This is a genomic window from Citricoccus sp. SGAir0253, assembly GCF_005877055.1.
Taxonomy (GTDB): Bacteria; Actinomycetota; Actinomycetes; order Actinomycetales; family Micrococcaceae; genus Citricoccus.
In genome coordinates, this window is sequence record NZ_CP039424.1 from 2,904,357 (window position 1) to 2,918,209 (window position 13,853).

Genomic DNA, 13,853 nt, shown 5'->3' on the forward strand with positions numbered 1-13,853 from the left:
CCTACTGCTCGTGGACGATGATGCCGCGGATGTTCCGTCCTGCGAGCAGGTCCTCGTACGCGGTGTTCACCTCGTCCAGGGTGTACTTGCGGGTGATCAGTTCCTCGAGCTTGAGGTCGCCGGAGCGGTACAGGCCGAGCAGCTTCGGGATGTCGTACAGCGGGTTGCAGTCCCCGAAGAGGGCTCCCCGGACCTGCCGCTGGTAGCTGATGAGCATGCCGGCGTGGATCGTCACCGCCTGCTCGTCGAGGTGGCCGACCGAGGTGATGGTGAGCTTGCCGCCCTTGCCGGTCATCGCGATCCCGGCGTTGGCCATCTCCTGCGTGACGACGTCGGCGGTGATGATCACCTTGTCCGCCAGCTGCCCCCAGGTGGTGTCCACGACGAAGTCGTGGGCCTCCTGCGCGGTGGCGAAGGCGTGGGTGGCCCCGAACAGCTCGAGCGCGGACTCGCGCTTGAAGGCCACGGGGTCCACGACCACCACGTTCTTGGCGCCGGCGTAGCGGGCGCCCTGGACGGCATTGGAGCCCACGCCGCCGGCCCCGAAGACCACCACGGTCTCCCCCGCGCGGACCTCGGCGGCGTAGACGGCCGATCCCCAGCCGGTGGGGACGCCGCAGCCCACGAGCGAGCCGAGCTCGAACGGGATGTCGTCCGGCAACGGGACGACGGCGTACTCGGAGACCACCGTGAACTGGGAGAACGTGCCCAGGGTGCAGAAGCCGCCGACGTCCTCGCCCGTCCCGTCATGGAAGCGGAAGGTGTCGTCGAGGAACATGCCCGTCCCGGCGTTGAGGCCCTTGACGCACATGTTCTGGTGTCCGGTGGAGCACGGCCGGCAGTACCCGCAGGCGGGGATGTAGGCGCAGACCACGCGGTCGCCCGGCCTCACGCGGGTGACGCTCGGGCCGACCGACTCCACGACCCCGGCGCCCTCGTGGCCGCCGACGATGGGGAACCGGACGGGGGCGTCCCCGGCGGTGATGTGGTGGTCGGAGTGGCACAGCCCGGCGGCGTGCATCCGCACCCGGACCTCGTGTTCCTTCGGGGGGTCCACCCGCAGCTCGGTGAGCTGCCAGCCCTCGTGGGGGCCCCGGGCGACGGCGGCGCGCGTGGTCAGCGTGGCCGCGGGGGCCTCTTCCGTGGTGACCGTGGTCGTGGGGATTGCCATCGTGGTGCTTCCTTTCAGTTGCCCGGACGCGTCGCGCCGCGCATCGAGACGGTCTTGACCTGGGTCCACTCCAGGACGGAGTCGGCGCCCATGGTCCGCCCGAAGCCGCTGTTCTTGTAGCCGCCGAACGGGCCGCCGATCACCCCGGCGCCGAGGGCGTTGTTGATGCCGACCTGACCGGCCTGCAGCGCCCGGGACATCCGCACGGCGGTCCCGACGTCCTCGGTCCACACCGAGGCGACCAACCCGTAGTCGACCCCGTTGGCCACCGCGATCGCCTCCGCCTCGTCGTCGACGGGGATGACGGACAGCACGGGACCGAAGATCTCCTCCCGGGCGATCGTCATGTCCGGGCTGACGTTGTCGAAGAGGGTCGGGCTCACGAAGAAGCCGTCCCCGTACTCCGCCCCGCGGGGAACGCCGCCGCCGACCACCACGTCGGCCCCCTCGGAACGGCCCGCCTCGATGTAGCCCATGACCCGCTCGTGCTGGCGGCCGTTGATGAGCGGTCCCATGTTCACCGGCTGGTGCCACGGGCCCACGGAGATGCGCTCCATGGCCTGGGCCAGGCGTTCCACCACCTCCTGGTGCACGCTGCGCAGGACCACCACGCGCGATCCGGCGGCACAGATCTGGCCGGTGTTCAGGGTGATGCCGCTGGCGATGGCCGGCGCGGCCACGGACAGGTCCGCATCGGGGAAGACCACCTGGGGGGACTTTCCACCGAGCTCGAGATGCAGGGGGATGAGGTTGCGGGCGCAGGCCTCCATGACGGTGGCCCCCGTGACCGGCGACCCGGTGAAGCCGACGCGGCGGATGCCCGGATGGCTGGGGATCGCCGCCCCGGCCTCGGACCCGTAGCCGGTGACGACGTTGACGACCCCGGCCGGGATGCCCGCGTCCATCGCGAGGCGGGCCAGTGCCAGGGGCGCGAGCGGCGCGTCCTCGGCGGGCTTGATGACGATGGTGTTCCCGGCCGCGATGGCGGCGGCCACCTCGGTGACGAACATCGGCCCCGGGGCGTTCCAGGGGATGATGGCGCCGACCACGCCGTAGGGCTCGCGCAGGGTGAACCCGACGACGTCCGGCGTGTAGGTCGGCAGCGAGACGCCCTGCACCTTGTCCGCCTGGCCGGCGATGAAGCGCACCTGTCCGGCCATGGGCGGCGGGCCCCAGTGCGGACGTCCGACGTCGCGTGACTCCAGCTGGTCCAGCACGGCCGCGTGCTCGTCGATCAGCTCCGCCCAGCGGAACAGCAGCCCGGCGCGGGCGGTGGCGTTGAGGTCCCGCCAGGCGGGCAGCGCCCGCTCCGCCGCCCGGACGGCGGCGTCCACGTCCTCGGCGGTGCCGCGCGGCACCCGGCCCAGCACCTCGCGGTTGGCCGGGTTGAGGACCTCGATGGTCTCCCCGCTCGCGGCGGGGACCCATTCCCCGCCGATGAGGTGGGCGTTGTCCCGCAGCAGCTCCGTGTCGAGTGCCGCCTGGGGGTCGATGACTGCAGTCATGGTGCTCTCTTCCGTCCGGCGAGCCGGCTCAGTGCTCGATGGTGATGATTCCGCGGATGTTCTTGCCGTCGAGCATGTCCCGGTAGCCCTCGTTGACCTGGTCCAGGGTGTAGCGACTGGTGATCAGTTCATCGAGCTTGAGCTTGCCGGCCTGGTACATGCCGACCAGCCGGGGGACGTCGTGCAGCGGGTTGCAGGCGCCGAAGATGGCCCCCTGGATCCGGCGCTGGTAGCCGATGAGCATGCCGGGGTGTTCCCGGATGGTCCCGTTGCCGACGGCCGTGATGGTGACCTGGCCGGACTTGCCGACGATGTTGATGGCGTCGTGGATGACCTCGTCGTGCAGGCTGCCGACCGTGATGATGGCGTGGTCGGCGAGTTCGCCCCACGTGGACTCGATGACGAAGTCCGTGGCCTCCTGGGCGCTCGGGAACACGTGCGTGGCGCCGAACTCCAGGGCCTTGTCCCGCTTGAACTCGACGGGGTCGACGACCACCACGCGCTGGGCGCCGGCCAGCGCCGCGCCCTGGACGGCGTTCATGCCGACCCCGCCCGCGCCGAACACCACGGCCGTCTGGCCGACCTGGACGCCGGCCGCGTGGACGGCCGAGCCCCATCCGGTGGGGACGCCGCAGCCGACGAGGCAGGCGACGTCGAACGGGAGGTCCTCCGGGATCGGGATCACGGAGTACTCGGAGACCACCGTGTACTGGGAGAAGGTGCCCAGGACGCAGAGCCCTCCGAAGTCCACGCCGTCCTGGTGGAAGCGGAAGGTCCCGTCCGGGAACTCCCCGGTGGCGGCGTTCTTGCCGGAGTCGCAGAGGTTCTGGCGGCCGGTGGAGCAGTACCGGCAGGAGCCGCAGGCCGGGATGAAGGAGCACACGACGTGGTCCCCCACCTTGACGCGAGTGACCCCCTCGCCGACGGCGTCGATGATCCCGGCGCCCTCGTGGCCGCCGACCACCGGCATGCGCATGGGGGCGTCGCCCTTCTGGATGTGGTCGTCCGAGTGGCACATGCCGGCGGCCATCATCTTGATGCGGACCTCGTTGGCCCGGGGCTCGTCGAGGTCGAGTTCGGTGACTTCCCAGGGCTGTCCGGGCGCACGGCACACGACCGCGCGGGTCTTCATGCTCATGGGGACCCCTTTCTGGCAGGTGACGCCCCGGCTCGGGTGCCGGCGGCTGGTGGCGCAGCGCCGGTCGTCGGGGCCGGTGGTGCGGTTGCCTCCACCGTGCTCGCTCGGGCGGGGGGCCGCCACGGGCTTTCCGTCGCACGGAAGCCCCGGACGGGGCACCGGCCACGGCACCGGGTCCGCCACCGGGGGCCGGGGCGCCCGGGGTACCGGTCCGCCTTCTGCCGCGTGGAAGCGCGCGTGCCCGTCACGGGGTGCCGGGATTGACTACACCATGACCGGTCCGGCACCGGACGGTCCCACCGCCCGCGGCCTCCCCGCCCCGGCCTCCCCTCTCGACACCGCACACGAAGGAGGACGACCCCGATGGACAAGTTCCGCGCGGATCTCCACGAGCACCTGGACGCCGTCTGGGACGGAGCCTCGATCGCCGTCGGCGGGTTCGGCAGCTCCGGGCGACCGGACGCCCTGCTCAACGCCCTCTGCGACCTGGGCAAGAGGGACCTGCACCTGTACGTCAACAACGTCGGGGACGACTTCACCGGCATCGGCCGGCTGGTGATGGAGGGGCGGGTGCGCCGACTGACCGGTTCCTTCCCCGTGCTGCCGGAGTTCTACGACGAGTACTTCGCGGGCCGGGTGGAACTCGAGCTCATCCCCCAGGGCACCCTGGCGGAGCGGATGCGGGCGGGAGGGGCCGGCATCGCCGCCTTCTACACGCCCTCGGGGGCCGGCACCATGCTCTCGGACGGCAGCTTCCCGCTGGCGTACGCCGCGGGGTCCCCGGACCGGTTCGTCCCGGCCAAGGAGGAGCGCTCCTTCGACGGCCGCCCCCACGTCCTCGAGCATGGCATCCGGGCGGACTTCGGGCTCGTCAAGGCCCAGCAGGCCGACCCCAAGGGCAACGTCCGCTTCCACCTCTCGGCCCGGAACTTCAACCCGCTGGCCGCCATGTCCGGCCGGACCACCTTCGTGGAGGTCGAGCGGCTGGTGGGCACCGGGGACCTCGGCCCGGACGACATCCACCTCCCCGGGGTCTTCGTGGACCACGTGGTGATGACCGCAGCACCCATCCCGGCCGACCTGCCCCGGCGGGCCGCCATGACCCAGGACGGCTGACCATGTCCACGACCGACACCGGCACCGGCGTGCCCACCATCACCGGTCGCAGCCGCGACCAGATCGCCCAGCGCCTCGCGGAGGACCTGCAGGACGGCTACACGGTCAACCTGGGGGTGGGCATCCCGCTGGCCGTGCCCCATCACGTACCGCCCGGCCGGGAGGTGTTCCTCCAGTCCGAGAACGGCATTCTCGGCCTGGGCCCCGCCCCGGAGCCGGGCGCGGAGGACCCCGACCTCACCAACGCCGGCAAGCAGCCGGCCAGCATGATCCCGGGCGGGGCCATCGTGGACTCCGCCACCTCGTTCGCCATCATCCGCGGCGGGCACCTGGACGTGACCATCCTCGGTGCCCTGCAGGTCTCCGAGTCCGCGGACCTGTCCAACTGGTACGTCCCCGGACGCAACCCCGCCGTGGGCGGGGCCATGGACCTCGTGGCCGGGACGCCCCAGGTCTGGGTCTGCATGGAGCACGTGGACCGGGGCGGACGGCCCAAGCTGGTCCGCGAGTGCACCTTCCCGCTGACCGGCCGCGGCGTGGTCACCCGGGTCTACACGGACCTCGCCGTCTTCCACGTGCGCGGCGGCCGGCTGACCCTCGTCGAGTGCGCCCCGGGCATCACCCCGGAGGACGTCCGGCTGCGGACCGAGGCGGCCTACGACGAGGCGATCGGCCGATGACCGCGGTGGGCACGGACCCGCCGCCGGTCCCGTCCCCCGGCCCGGCGGCACCGTCCCTGGACCGGTGGCGGGAGCTGGCCGGGATCGACGTGCACGTGCACGTGCACCGCTCCGTGGAGCACGACGCCGGCCCGGTCGAGTCGGGCGGGCAACTGGGCGAGTACTTCGGCATCGGCACCATGCACGGCCGCACGGTGCCCGAGATCGCCGAGCACTACCGCGCGCGGCGGATGGCCGCCGTCGTCTTCACCGTCGACTCCCTCTCCGCGACCGGCGAGGAGCCGGTGCCCGGCAACCGGGAGGTCGCCGAGCTGGCCGCCCAGCATGCCGACGTCCTGGTCCCCTTCGCCAGCATCGACCCCGCCCGCGGGGCGGCCGGCGTCCGCGAGGCCAGGATCCTCGCCCGCGACCACGGGGTCCGCGGGTTCAAGTTCCACCCCGGCGTCCAGCGCTTCCACCCCGACGACCGCCGGGCCTACCCCCTCTACGAGGTCATCCAGGAGTACGGGTGCATCGCCCTGTTCCACACCGGGCAGACCGGCGTGGGTGCCGGGTCCCGGGGCGGCGGCGGGATCCGGCTGAAGTACTCCCGCCCGCTGGCCATCGACGACGTGGCCGCGGACTTCCCCGACCTGGACATCATCATGGCCCACCCGTCCTTCCCGTGGCAGGACGAGGCCCTGTCCATCGCCCTGCACAAGCCGCGGGTGTACATCGACCTCTCCGGCTGGTCGCCGCGGTACTTCCCGCCACAGCTCGTCCGGTACGCGGACACGCTGCTGCGCCACAAGGTGCTCTTCGGCACCGACTACCCGGTCATCACGCCCGAGCGGTGGCTGGAGGAGTTCGCCCGCCTGCCGATCCGCGACTCCGTCCGGCCCCTGGTCCTGCGGGAGAACGCCGCCCGCCTGCTCCGGCTCCCGGGAGCCGGCGCCGCCGGCTGATCCCCGTCAAGGGCCCCAGCCCCAAGCCCCCCACGTCCCCACGAGAGGAAGCACCATGAAGGAACTGAGCGGCCGCGTCGCGGTCATCACCGGCGGCAGCAGCGGCATCGGCCGGGGCATCGCCCTGGCCTGTGCGCGGGCGGACATGGTCGTCTACGTCACGGGGCGCAGTCCCGCGCACCTGGCCGAGACTCGGGAGGAGTTCACCGCCCGCGGGCTGCAGGTGTCCACGCTGGAGGTCGACGTCACGGACCTGGACGCCATGCGCCGGGCCGCGGCCCGCGTGGAACAGGAACAGGGGCGGGTGGACCTGCTGGTGAACAACGCCGGCATCGGCCTGACCGGTCCGGTGGCCGAGGCCTCCGCCGCCGACTGGGACTGGCTGGTCGACGTGAACATCCGCGGCGTCGGACACGGCATCCAGGCCTTCCTCCCGGCGATCCGGCGCCACGGCGAGGGTGGCCACGTCGTCAACACGTCCTCGATGGCCGGGCTCATGCCGGTGGTGGCCGGTCTGTACTCCATGTCCAAGGCGGCCGTGATCGCGCTCTCCGAGGCCCTGCACATCGAGCTGCTGGCCGAGGGCATCGGCGTCTCGGCGTACTGCCCGGGGCCCACCCACTCGAACATCGCCTCCGCGGTCGCCCGGCGGCCCGAGCGCTATGGCGGCTCGGGGTACACGAGTCCCGGCCCGGAGGCCACCGAGTTCCAGCGCGGCCAGCCGTACATGAGTGCCGAGGAGGCCGGTGAGCGGGTGCTCGAGGGGGTCCGGCGAGGTGACATGTTCATCCTGACCCACCCCGAGTTCAAGGCCGGCGTGGTGCAGCGCCACCGGGCGATCGAGGAGGCCTTCCCGGACGAGCCCCTCGACGAGGAGCGGGCGGCCGCCATCCCCTTCCTGCTCTCCTCGCCCGTGTACGAGCCCTCCCGGCGCCTCCCGGCGCCGGTGCACGCGCGGCTGGGCTGACCCGGTTCACTCCGTGGCGGCCGAACCGTCCAGGCCGACCAGCGGCACCGGGCCGGCCAGGTCCCCGGCCGCGGCCGGCAGGTACGCGAAGTTGCGGGCCCTCGCGCCGCCGTCGACCACCAGGTCCGTGCCCGTGACCAGCCGCGCGTAGTCCGAGGACAGCCAGGCCACCGCGTGGCCGATGTCCGTGGGGGTCCCGGTGGTGCCCATCGGGACCATGGGGGTCCGCTCGCCGCGCCACCGCTCGGGACGGCGCCACGGCTCGTCCCCCGTGGGGCCGCCCAGTCCACCGGCGCCCCGGTCCCCGCCGCGCGGCGGGGACTGCAGCACGCCGGTGACACCGGCCGCCAGCAGCTCCGGATTGTCGGGGGTGGGCGCGGTCGGGGTGAAGGAGTTGACCCGGATGCCGTAGGGCGCCAGGTCCATGGCGGCGGCGCGCACGAAGTTGTTCACGCCGCCCTTGCTGAAGGCGTAGGCGATCACCCCCGCCGTGCCGCTCCAGCCGTTGGACGAGGAGATGCACACGACCGAACCGCGGATCCCGCGCTCGGCCATGGCCCGGCCCACGTGCTTCGTGTTGAGGAAGTACCCCAGGGACGAGACCCGGACCGCACGTTCGAAGGCTGCCGCCTCCTCGTCCAGCACCCCGCGTCCGCCGAGCACGGCGGCGTTGTTCACGAGGATGTCGATCCGCCCCCACCGCTCCAGCACGGCCTCCACGTAGCCCCTGACGTCCTCCTCCTCGGTCACGTCGCCCGGGGCCGCCATCGCGGTGCCGCCGTTGCGCTCGATCCGGCGGATGCAGGCCGCGATCGACTCGTCCGAGACGTCGTTGCAGGCCACCTTCGCCCCGTACCGGGACAGCGCCAGGGCGATCCCGCTGCCGATGTTCGGCCCGCAGCCGGTGACCAGGGCCACCTTGCCCTCCAGGCTGATCTCCATCAGGATGCCTCCCCTCGTCCCGCGGCCACGGGGTGGCGCAGCGGGAACGGCGTGAGCCCGCCCCCGTCCACCGGGATCGCCTGTCCCGTGATGTAGCCGGCCGCGGGGGACGCCAGGAAGGCCACGAGGGCCCCGATGTCCGCGGGTGTGCCGACGCGCCCCACCGGGATGTTCCGCCCCCGCTGGGCCAGGGTCGCCTCCACGTCCAGGTCCGCGGACGGGTCCAGGATGGCCCGGCTCGTGGCCACGAGTCCCGGGCAGACGGCGTTGACGGTGATGCCCCAGGGACCGAGGTCCATGGACAGGGCCCGGGTCAGCCCGATCACGGCCGCCTTCGAGGCCGAGTAGGCCACGGACGAGGGCGCGGCCGTCAGCCCGGCCATGGACGAGATGTTGATGATGCGGCCGTGGCGCTCCCGGCGCATGAGCGGGACCGCCGCGCGGCACATGGCATAGGTGCCCCGGACGTTGACGTCGATCAGCAGGTCGAAGGCCTCGTCCGGGACGTCCTCGATGTCCCGCCGGTCGGCCCCCTGCGGGGCGGCCGCGTTGTTCACCAGGATGTCCAGCCGGCCGAAGTGCTGCTGCACGGCGTCCAGGATGCGGGCCACGTCACCGCGGTCGGCGATGTCGCCGAGCACGGCCAGGACCTCGACGTGCTCGTCCCGGCGCAGCCGTGCGGCGAACTCCTCCAGGCCGGCGGCCGGGGACTGCCCCAGCACCCGCTGCCGGTCGTTGGCGACGCCCCGGGGCTCCCGGTCGGTCACCGCGAGCGAGGCACCGGCGGCGGCGAGCGCCCGGGCGATCGCCTGTCCCATCCCGTCCGGCTTGCCGCACCCGGTGACGAGGGCCACCTGGCCCCGCAGCCCCGGGTCCCTCCCGTCCGTCCCCTCGGTCAGTCCTGGTTGCCGTGGTGTCATCGACTCGCTCCTGTCACCCGTCGGGGACCACCCCGGGCGCGGTGCCGTGCCGGTCCCGGTGCCGGTCACCGGTGTCCCTCCGGGGTGAATCTAGGCAGTCCGGACCTGCCGCTCCCGGCGGCTTCCCCCCGGCGGAAGCCCGGTGTGGCCGCGGCCCGGGTGCAGGGGCGGGAGGGCTTCCGCACCGCGGAAGTCCATGCTCGGCGCGCCCGGTTCCGCCGACCATGGAACGACCCGTACCCGCCTCGAGGAGGCCCGAGATGACCGACCCCGATGCCCGCGCATCCTTCCCGGACGGGCCCCCGGACCAACTCCGCCCGGGGGGCGACCGGCGCACCGCGGCCCGTCGCGTGCTCTCCGTCCTGGACGCCTTCGACCAGGACCACCTCGAGCTGACGCTCAGCGCGATCGGCCGCCGGGCGGGGCTCACGCTGAGCACCACGCACCGGCTCGTGGGCGAGCTCCGGGAGTGGGGCGCCCTGGAGCGCCTGCCGGACGGGCGGTACACCATCGGCCTGAGGGTCCTCGAGCTGGGCACCCTGGAACCGCAGGTGCTGCACCTGCAGGAGGTGGCCCCGCCGTTCCTGGCCGACCTGCAGGCCGCCGTGGACGCCAACGTGCACCTGTCCGTGCGGGACCACCACGACGTCGTCTACGTCGAGTCGCTGCAGCGCCGCCGCGGCGCCCACGTCCTGAGCAGGCTCGGCGGCCGGTGGCCGCTGCACGCGACGGCCACCGGCATGGTCCTGCTGGCCTTCGCCCCGCCCGAGGTGCGGGACGAGGTGCTGTCCCTGCCGCTGAAGCGGTACACCGACCGCACCATCACGGACCCCGGCGTGCTGCGGCAGATGCTGGCGGAGGTCCGCCACCGTGGCTTCGCGGTGCTCCACGACTCCATCACCACGGGCGCCTCCGCCGTCGGGGTGCCCGTCCGGGGCCCCCGGGACCGCGAAGTGGCCGCCCTGAGCGTGACGGTCCCGCGGGACGGGCCCCTGGGGGTCCCGCACGTGCTGCCGGCCCTGGTCGCCAGCGCCCGCGCCCTCTCCCGGGAACTGGGCGCCCCCTCCGCGCTGCGGGCCGGCCGCACCGGCCTCGGCCCCCGGACCGGCGTGGCATGAGGGCCGGGCTCCCCGTGACGGCCCCGGACGTCCTCGTGGTCGGGGCCGGTGGCGCCGGCGCACCCTTCGCCGCCCGGCTGAGCGAGGATCCCGGGTGCACCGTGCTGGTGCTGGAGGCCGGCCCCGTCCCGCGCACCGCGGCCGGCCTGCCGCCCGAGGTCCGCTGCGCCACGGTCCTGCCGACCGTCCGGGGGCCCGGTCCGTACACCTGGTGGCACCGCGCCGAGGTGGCTCCGGGACGGACCCACGACGTCGGCCGGGGCCAGGGAGCGGGCGGGTCCACCTCGGTCAACGGCGCCTACTTCGTCCGGCCCCGGGCAGACGACCTGCGGCGATGGGCTGAGGCCGGCAACCCGGCGTGGGAGCCGGAGGCCGTGCTGCCCCTCCTGGCGGCGGCCGAGCGGGACGTACAGTTCGGCGGCCGCCCCGGCCACGGCGACGCCGGACCGGTTCCCGTGGACCGCCGGGCCTTCCCGGAGAGCCCCCTGGCGGCGGCGTTCGGCGCCGCCGCGGAGGCCCTCGGTCACCCGGTCCTGGACGACCTCAACGACATCACCGCGCAGCACGGCCACGGGGAGCTCCCGCTGAACGTGCACGAGGGCACGCGCATGAGCACGGCCCTGGCGTACCTGTTCCCGGCGCTGGACCGCCCCAACCTCACCGTCCTCGGCGGGGCCAACGTGCTGCGGGTGGTCCTGCGGGACGGCCGCGCCTGCGGGGTCGAGGCCGTGATCGACGGGACGCTCCACCGCGTCCACGCCGGCCAGGTCGTCCTGGCCGCCGGACCGGTCCGCTCCGCGCACCTGCTGATGCTCTCCGGCATCGGCCCGGCACCGGCCCTGGCCGAGGCCGGCGTGGACACGGTGGTCGACTCCCCCGGTGTCGGCGCCACCGTCAGCGACCACCCGGACATCGTGCTCTCCGCGCCCCTGGCACGGCCCCTGCGTCCGGGTCCCGCGGACCCGCTCTTCGCCTGGGCGCTGAACTGGACGGCGTCGGGGTCCACCGCGCCGGGGGACCTGGAGGTCCTGCCGATGCTGCGCCCCTTCCCCGTCCTGGCCGGTCACCCGGCCGGCGCCGAGCTGCCGGTGATCGTGGCCCTGCAGCGGCCGGAGGGCCGCGGCACCCTGGCCCTGGACCCCGCGGACCCCCAACGCCCGCCCCGCGTGCGCTACCGCCACCTGTGCGCCGCGGAGGACCGGCGGCGCATGCGCGAGGGGGTGCGCACCGCCGCGGACCTGCTGTCCTCCACCGCGCTGGCGGACTGGGTGGACGCCGCGGCCTGGGACCGCCGGGTGTTCGACGATGACCGCGGGCTGGACGAGTGGATGACGGCGCACCTGGGCACGGCCGTCCACCTGGCCGGGACGGCGCCCATGGGCCCGGGGAACCGGCCGGGGACGGTGACGGACCAGTGGGGACGCGTGCACGGCGTGGACCGGCTCCGCGTGGTGGACACCGCCATCCTCCCGGACGTCCCCAGCCGCGGCCCGGCCGCCACGGCGGTCCTGCTGGGAGAGCTGATCGCCGCGAGGGTGAGAGGACTTCCGCCCCACGGATGTCCTTCTCCGCGGGACACCGGCCGTCCCTAGCATCGGAGCACGCGAGGACCGGCCGGACGGTCCCACCGATGCCCCTGGAGAGGAAGCCCACCATGCCCGAGCACAGCACCCAGCCCCCACGGCCCGTCACCGAGACCGAGGACGCCGGCCAGGACATCGCCGCGCTGATCGAGGAGGTCTCGATCGACGGGATGTGCGGCGTCTACTGATGGCGACCGCGACCCAGGACACCGCCGGCCTCGGCTCGGCCCGGCTGCGGCTGGCATCCTCCGTGTCCGTCCGTCCCGAGGCCTTCGGCGCGCTGCTCTACGACTTCAGGACGCGGAAGCTGATGTTCCTGAAGACCCCACGGCTCGCGGCCGTGGTGGACCTCATGGACGGGGCGCTCACGGTCGACCACTGCCTGGACGCCGGCGGAGCCCCTCCCGGCGAACGCGCCGCCCTCCTGGCCGTCCTGGACCACCTGCTCGGCATCGGCATGCTGCGGCACGCCCCCACCCCGAAGGACTGAGACGATGACTGCCACCGCCCTCCGAGACCAGCCGGGAACCCGGCTGGTCGACCACTTCGAGCGTGGCCTCGAGGCCCCCATCTGCCTGACGTGGGAGCTGACCTACGCCTGCAACCTCTCGTGCGCCCACTGCCTGTCCTCCTCCGGACGGCGGGACCCACGGGAGCTGACCACGGAGCAGTGCGAGGCCGTCATCGACGAGCTCGAGCGCATGGGCGTCTTCTACGTCAACATCGGCGGCGGCGAGCCGACCGTGCGGCCCGACTTCTGGCATCTCGTGGACTACGCGGTCGCCCACCACGTGGGGGTCAAGTTCTCCACCAACGGCGTCCGGATCGATGAGGCGGCCGCCCGTCGGCTGGCCGGCACGGACTACGTGGACGTCCAGGTCTCGCTGGACGGCGCCACCGCGGAGGTCAACGACTACATCCGCGGGCCCGGGTCCTACGCCACGGCCCTGCGCGCCCTGGAGAACCTGCAGCGGGCCGGCTTCCGGGACGCCAAGGTCTCCGTGGTCGTCACGCGGCAGAACGTGGGCCAGCTGGACGAGTTCAAGGCGATCGCGGACCGGTACGGCGCCACGCTGCGCCTGACCCGGCTCCGCCCCTCCGGTCGCGGAGCGGACGTGTGGGACGAACTGCACCTCGTGGAGGACCAGCAGCAGCGGCTCTACGACTGGCTCGTGGCCCACGGGTCCGAGGTGCTCACGGGGGACTCCTTCTTCCACCTGGCGCCGTTGGGCGGTGCGCTGCCCGGGCTGAACCTCTGCGGGGCCGGCCGCGTGGTGTGCCTCATCGACCCCGTCGGGGACGTCTACGCCTGCCCCTTCGCCATCCACGAGGAGTTCCTCGCGGGCAACGTGCTGGCACCCGGCGGGTTCGCCGGCGTGTGGCGGGACTCGGCACTGTTCACGGAACTGCGCCGTCCCTCCTCGGGTGGCGCGTGCTCCTCCTGTCCCTTCTTCGACTCCTGCCGGGGCGGTTGCATGGCCGCCAAGTTCTTCACGGGACTGCCCATGGACGGGCCCGACCCCGAGTGCGTCCTCGGCAACAGCGAGGGCGCCCTGCAGGGCGAACGGTCCATCCCCGCGCCGGGCCAGGACCACTCCCGCCCCTTCGCCACCCGCACCGAGCCGGTCCTGGTCCAGTTGCTGCGGCGCCGGCCGGACCGGCCGCCGACCTCGCCGTGCGCGGAGAGCCCGCTGGCCGGGTTCGCCCCCACCGTCCCCTGACGAGCCGGGCCGCCGGGCCCCCGGGCTAGGCGGCATGTCATCCTCCAC

At 73.6% G+C, this 13,853-nt stretch carries 14 protein-coding genes; 9 read left to right on the forward strand and 5 right to left on the reverse strand.

From position 1 onward, the window contains the following. Position 1: 1 nt before the first annotated feature. From E7744_RS12685 to E7744_RS12695, 3 genes are read right to left on the reverse strand one after another with little or no spacing between them, the layout of a single operon-like run. Entirely contained in the window at positions 2-1,171 is a 1,170-nt protein-coding gene (locus E7744_RS12685) for an NDMA-dependent alcohol dehydrogenase (protein WP_137774418.1), read from the reverse strand. Between the two features lie 14 nt (positions 1,172-1,185). Further along, positions 1,186-2,676, reverse strand: a complete 1,491-nt coding sequence (locus E7744_RS12690; protein ID WP_137774419.1) for an aldehyde dehydrogenase — start codon at positions 2,674-2,676, stop codon at positions 1,186-1,188. A 28-nt stretch (positions 2,677-2,704) separates the two neighbouring features. Next, the gene (locus E7744_RS12695; protein ID WP_137774420.1) at positions 2,705-3,814 is read right to left on the reverse strand and encodes an NDMA-dependent alcohol dehydrogenase; all 1,110 of its coding nucleotides are present in this window, start codon (positions 3,812-3,814) and stop codon (positions 2,705-2,707) included. A gap of 363 nt (positions 3,815-4,177) precedes the next feature. Between E7744_RS12695 and E7744_RS12700 the strand changes: the two genes are divergently transcribed. The 4 genes from E7744_RS12700 to E7744_RS12715 are packed head-to-tail and all read left to right on the forward strand — an operon-like array spanning position 4,178 to position 7,521. After that, a complete protein-coding gene (locus E7744_RS12700) occupies positions 4,178-4,930 on the forward strand; it encodes a CoA transferase subunit A (RefSeq protein WP_137774421.1) in 753 nt (250 codons plus the stop codon). Positions 4,931-4,932: 2 nt separating this feature from the next. Next, a complete protein-coding gene (locus E7744_RS12705; protein ID WP_137774422.1) occupies positions 4,933-5,610 on the forward strand; it encodes a 3-oxoacid CoA-transferase subunit B in 678 nt (225 codons plus the stop codon). Further along, positions 5,607-6,554, forward strand: a complete 948-nt coding sequence (locus E7744_RS12710) for an amidohydrolase family protein (protein WP_137774423.1) — start codon at positions 5,607-5,609, stop codon at positions 6,552-6,554. Before E7744_RS12705 ends, E7744_RS12710 begins: the two co-directional genes overlap by 4 nt. 55 nt (positions 6,555-6,609) lie before the next feature. Next, the gene (locus E7744_RS12715) at positions 6,610-7,521 is read left to right on the forward strand and encodes an SDR family oxidoreductase (RefSeq protein WP_137774424.1); all 912 of its coding nucleotides are present in this window, start codon (positions 6,610-6,612) and stop codon (positions 7,519-7,521) included. A 6-nt stretch (positions 7,522-7,527) separates the two neighbouring features. Here E7744_RS12715 and E7744_RS16250 read toward each other — a convergent pair whose 3' ends face one another. Both E7744_RS16250 and E7744_RS12725 read right to left on the reverse strand, forming a co-directional pair. Further along, a complete protein-coding gene (locus tag E7744_RS16250) occupies positions 7,528-8,463 on the reverse strand; it encodes an SDR family NAD(P)-dependent oxidoreductase (RefSeq protein WP_137774425.1) in 936 nt (311 codons plus the stop codon). Continuing rightward, complete coding sequence (locus E7744_RS12725; RefSeq protein WP_137774426.1) at positions 8,463-9,383, reverse strand: SDR family NAD(P)-dependent oxidoreductase; 921 nt, start codon at positions 9,381-9,383, stop codon at positions 8,463-8,465. The genes E7744_RS16250 and E7744_RS12725 overlap by 1 nt, the downstream gene beginning before the upstream one ends. Before the next feature lie 260 nt (positions 9,384-9,643). Between E7744_RS12725 and E7744_RS12730 the strand changes: the two genes are divergently transcribed. From E7744_RS12730 to mftC, 5 genes are all read left to right on the forward strand, one after another. Beyond that, positions 9,644-10,501 (forward strand): IclR family transcriptional regulator, encoded by an 858-nt coding sequence (locus E7744_RS12730; RefSeq protein ID WP_137774427.1) that lies wholly within the window; start codon positions 9,644-9,646, stop codon positions 10,499-10,501. Beyond that, positions 10,498-12,093: a mycofactocin system GMC family oxidoreductase MftG gene (gene mftG / locus E7744_RS12735; RefSeq protein WP_137774428.1), complete on the forward strand. Its 1,596-nt coding sequence runs from the start codon at positions 10,498-10,500 to the stop codon at positions 12,091-12,093. Before E7744_RS12730 ends, mftG begins: the two co-directional genes overlap by 4 nt. Before the next feature lie 62 nt (positions 12,094-12,155). Then, positions 12,156-12,272, forward strand: a complete 117-nt coding sequence (mftA, locus tag E7744_RS12740) for a mycofactocin precursor MftA (RefSeq protein WP_210417117.1) — start codon at positions 12,156-12,158, stop codon at positions 12,270-12,272. Beyond that, the gene (gene mftB / locus E7744_RS12745) at positions 12,272-12,574 is read left to right on the forward strand and encodes a mycofactocin biosynthesis chaperone MftB (RefSeq protein ID WP_137774430.1); all 303 of its coding nucleotides are present in this window, start codon (positions 12,272-12,274) and stop codon (positions 12,572-12,574) included. Before mftA ends, mftB begins: the two co-directional genes overlap by 1 nt. 4 nt (positions 12,575-12,578) lie before the next feature. Continuing rightward, on the forward strand, positions 12,579-13,805 hold the full coding sequence (mftC, locus tag E7744_RS12750; protein ID WP_137774431.1) for a mycofactocin radical SAM maturase: 1,227 nt from the start codon (positions 12,579-12,581) through the stop codon (positions 13,803-13,805). Positions 13,806-13,853 lie beyond the last annotated feature (48 nt).